This is a genomic window from Endozoicomonas sp. SESOKO1 (assembly GCF_024606265.1).
Taxonomy (GTDB): domain Bacteria; phylum Pseudomonadota; class Gammaproteobacteria; order Pseudomonadales; family Endozoicomonadaceae; genus Endozoicomonas.
This window is the reverse complement of the sequence record NZ_JAHHPP010000306.1, coordinates 1-3,875: the sequence shown is the minus strand read 5'-3', so window position 1 is coordinate 3,875 and position 3,875 is coordinate 1. Positions and strand designations below refer to the sequence as shown.

Below are 3,875 nucleotides of genomic sequence, written 5' to 3'. Positions count from 1 at the left end.
CTCTGATGCTGACCAATTTCTTCAGGGCTTTGGTCAGCAGCAGCGTCTGGTCATAACCTCTTTCCCGCAACCTTTTGCGGTGCAGTGGTACTGGCAGCATGATTTCCGGCCACTGGTCATCCAGGTAATAGTCCATCAACAATTCAGCCAGTGATGCCGCCATTGGCTTTATCAGTTCCAGTCTGGACTGGTATTTCACCATTTGCAGTATCCGGTTGACGGGAAACTGGTACAGAAATGGTGCAAGACAGCGGTCAAATAATGGCGGTTGTTTCAGGCACTGGCTACAAATTCCCGTTTCGCTATCTTGAATGGGCAAGCCACAACAAGAGCAAAAGCACAATGGGGCAGGGCAGGCAGCCAGGCATAAATGGCAGAGTGGTTTGGCCAGTGTCGTAAAGCCCCGGCAGAGAATGCATTTGACCTGCACTTGTTGTTTAAAATTAGACCAGTTGTAAACCTTTAAGAATTTCATAGATTGACGGTGACGGTAATTCCGTTATCATCTTTTGCATCTTTTATTTTGAAAGTGAAGTTCTCCCCCTGAGGATGTCATGTCCAGTACCAGCTCATCTCCAGCAGAAAATCCCTCCAGCTCTTTCAGCCACAGCGTTTTCAGCCGCAGCGCCGTTCGCCATGACTGGACGCTGTCGGAAGTGGAAGCACTTTTCCAAAAGCCGTTCAATGATCTGATCTTTCAGGCCCAACTGGCTCACAGAGAACATTTTGATCCGAACCAGGTGCAAGTTAGCACATTGTTGTCGATCAAGACGGGCGCCTGCCCGGAAGACTGCAAGTATTGTCCACAGAGTGGTCACTACAATACTGGTCTGGAAAAAGAGAAATTGATGGAAGTGCAGAAGGTTCTGGAGGAAGCCAGAAGCGCCAGGGCTTCCGGTGCTACCCGCTTCTGTATGGGGGCCGCCTGGAAAAACCCGCCCGCCAGGGACATGCCTTACATTATTGAGATGATCAAAGGGGTGAAAGCACTGGGTCTTGAGTCCTGTATGACCCTGGGCATGCTCAGTGAGGATCAGGCAACGGAATTGGCCCAGGCAGGACTGGATTACTACAACCACAACCTGGACACCTCGCCAGAGTTCTATGGCAACATTATTACCACCCGGACTTATGCCGATCGTCTCAATACGCTGGCTTTTGTCCGGGAGGCGGGGATGAATGTCTGCAGTGGCGGTATTGTTGGCCTGGGTGAAACCGAGCGCGATCGTGCCGGGATGCTGGTTCAGCTCGCCAATATGCCGAAGCACCCGGAGAGTGTACCCATCAATATGCTGGTGAAAGTCGCTGGCACACCATTGGCAGACGCTGAGGCGGTGGATGGTATTGATTTTGTCCGAACCATCGCCGTGGCCAAAATTATGATGCCAGCGTCCAATGTGCGTCTGTCGGCCGGGCGTGAGCAGATGAGTGATGAGCTTCAGGCCCTGGCCTTTCTGGCGGGAGCCAACTCAATTTTCCTTGGCGATAAACTGCTGACCACCGCTAACCCTGAAGCGAATAAGGACCGACAGCTGTTTGCCAGGCTCGGCATCAATAAAGGGCATGATTGGGGTGAGCAATCAGCGGTACAGCATCCTGAGCAGTGCCCGATCAAAGCGATGTACGACGCTGAAAAAAGCAATGATCATTACTACGATGCCATGGCGAGCCAGTCGGATCGAAACATGGCTGGTCATGGCTGATGAGCTTCAATCTGGAACAGGATCTTGAGGCCCGCCATCTAGACGGCCTCTATCGCCGCCGCCAAACCCTGGATTCGCCCCAGGGGCCTGAGGTCATTATCAATGGCCAGCATTTTCTTGCGTTCTGCAGCAATGATTACCTCGGTCTGGCAAACCATCCGGATGTTATCGCGAGCTTTCGACAGGCAACGGATCATTATGGGCTCGGTGGCGGTGCTTCCCATCTGGTGGTGGGGCACAGCCGGGCACATCATCAGCTGGAAGAAGCACTCGCGGAATTTACCGGCAGAGAGCGTGTATTGCTGTTTGCCAATGGCTATATGGCCAACCTGGGCGTCATCAGTGCCTTGCTGGCCAGGCAGGATGCGGTGTTTCAGGATCGCCTGAATCATGCTTCATTACTGGATGCCGGGCGGTTGTCTGGCGCACGGTTTCAGCGTTACCTGCACAACGATGTGGATAACCTGAATAACCGACTTCAGAAAACCTCTGCCCGACGCAAGTTGATCGTAACGGATGGTGTGTTCAGCATGGATGGCGATGTTGCGCCGGTAAAAGCACTGTCGACACTTGCTGAGCAGCACCAGGCCTGGCTGATGGTAGACGATGCCCACGGTTTTGGTTTTCTGGGGGCCACTGGCGGTGGTGTCGCCGAAGCCTATGGATTAAACCAGAAACAGTTGCCTGTGCTGGTGGGCACCCTGGGCAAGGCGTTTGGTACTTACGGAGCGTTTGTTGCGGGCAGTGACGCTTTGATCGATACGCTCATTCAGTTTGCCCGGACCTATATCTACACCACGTCCCTGCCACCGGCGGTGGCGTCGGCAACCCTGACCAGCCTGCAGCTGTTACGGGAGCAGCACTGGCGCAGAGAGCATTTGCAGACACTGATTGACTATTTCAGGTCCGGCTGTGAGCAGCTGGGGTTACCTCTGATGCCGTCATCAACACCGATACAACCGTTGCTGGTTGGTTGTGCAAGACGGACGGTGGCAATGAGCCAGCGGTTGTCTGAGCAGGGAATACTGGTCACGGCAATCCGTCCTCCGACGGTACCTGAAGGGTCTTCCCGATTACGCATTACCTTCAGCGCATCCCATGAGTTGCATCATGTCGATCGCCTGTTGGATGCCCTTAAAATGGCTGCACAATCTGTTCAATCTATGCATTCCCACGCAGAGCATGGGAACGAGGGAGTGTTGTCCTGATGAGTCAGTACCCGATCGTTTTAATCAGTGGCTGGGCCATGCCAGCCGGTGCCATGGAGTCACTGGCCCAGGCCCTGGATGCCGACCATCGAAGGGTTTCCATTGTCGAGCTGCCTGGTCTTGTTCGTGAGTCGCAAGCCTGCAAAATAAGCCATGACTGGAACTCATTGCTGACTTATCTGGATCACCAGCTGTTTGAAAAGCCTGCAATACTGGTGGGATGGTCGCTTGGCGGAATGCTGGCAACACTGTATGCCAGCCGGTATCCGAATAATGTGGCCGCTGTCGTTAACCTGGGGGTGAATGCCTGTTTTGTGCAGAAAGACAGTTGGCAACAGGCTATGGATCCAACGCTGTTTGCCAGTTTTTATCAAGGCATGTCCCTGTCCCGGGACAAGACGCTGCAGCAGTTTGTTCTGCTTTGCAGCTCTGGCAGCCCCCGGAGGAAGGAGCTATCGAAAGCCCTTCAGGCATTATTGTCTGATGCTGACCTGGAGCATCAGGCGGAAGACAACACCCTGTTAAGTCTTCTGGGTCTACTGGGCAAGAGTGATATTCGCTCAGCGTTTGCTGATATTCACTGCCCGGTGACTCATCTGTTTGGTAACGAGGATGCCCTGGTTCCGGTGGTGGCAGCCAGGGCTATTGAGCAGGGTTTTCCCAGGCATCGGGTTCAGGTTCTGGATGGTGGGCATTGTTTCTTTATGGATAATCCCTCACCGGTTGTCAGTGAGGTGCGGAGACTGTCCAGCGGGGAGGGTAGCATCTCAACATGAGCTCAATCCCTGTTCATAATGAGGTTGCAGGTGTCAAAGCCGATCTTCAACCGTCCCACTCTGCCAGCAGCGTGACAACAGACCGGGCAAATGCCCGGGTGAAGCAGCGTATCGCTGAAAATTTCAGTCGGGCTGCTGACAGTTATGATCAGGCGGCCATATTACAGAAGCGGGTTGCTGCCCGGACC

At 53.7% G+C, this 3,875-nt stretch carries 5 protein-coding genes; 4 read left to right on the top strand and 1 reads right to left on the bottom strand.

Annotation, left to right across the window (positions count from 1 at the left end):
- Window positions 1-202: ComF family protein (locus KDK13_RS13580; protein WP_373692242.1), on the bottom strand; the 202-nt coding region annotated here is incomplete at its 3' end.
- 352 nt (window positions 203-554) lie between these two features.
- Between KDK13_RS13580 and bioB the strand changes: the two genes are divergently transcribed.
- The 4 genes from bioB to KDK13_RS13560 form a co-directional block, all read left to right on the top strand.
- The gene (bioB, locus tag KDK13_RS13575) at window positions 555-1,703 is read left to right on the top strand and encodes a biotin synthase BioB (RefSeq protein ID WP_257285512.1); all 1,149 of its coding nucleotides are present in this window, start codon (window positions 555-557) and stop codon (window positions 1,701-1,703) included.
- Window positions 1,703-2,911, top strand: a complete 1,209-nt coding sequence (gene bioF, locus KDK13_RS13570) for an 8-amino-7-oxononanoate synthase (protein WP_257285511.1) — start codon at window positions 1,703-1,705, stop codon at window positions 2,909-2,911. The genes bioB and bioF overlap by 1 nt, the downstream gene beginning before the upstream one ends.
- Window positions 2,911-3,687, top strand: a complete 777-nt coding sequence (locus KDK13_RS13565) for an alpha/beta hydrolase (RefSeq protein ID WP_257285510.1) — start codon at window positions 2,911-2,913, stop codon at window positions 3,685-3,687. Before bioF ends, KDK13_RS13565 begins: the two co-directional genes overlap by 1 nt.
- Window positions 3,684-3,875, top strand: a 192-nt coding sequence (locus tag KDK13_RS13560; RefSeq protein ID WP_257285509.1) for a hypothetical protein, incomplete at its 3' end; no start/stop codon positions are given. The genes KDK13_RS13565 and KDK13_RS13560, both read left to right, overlap by 4 nt.

Bases quoted from the DNA above. Each gene is read 5' to 3' on its own strand.
- bioB (WP_257285512.1), top strand. From the start codon at position 555: ATGTCCAGTACCAGCTCATCTCCAGCAGAAAATCCCTCCAGCTCTTTC.
- bioF (WP_257285511.1), top strand. From the start codon at position 1,703: ATGAGCTTCAATCTGGAACAGGATCTTGAGGCCCGCCATCTAGACGGC.
- KDK13_RS13565 (WP_257285510.1), top strand. From the start codon at position 2,911: ATGAGTCAGTACCCGATCGTTTTAATCAGTGGCTGGGCCATGCCAGCC.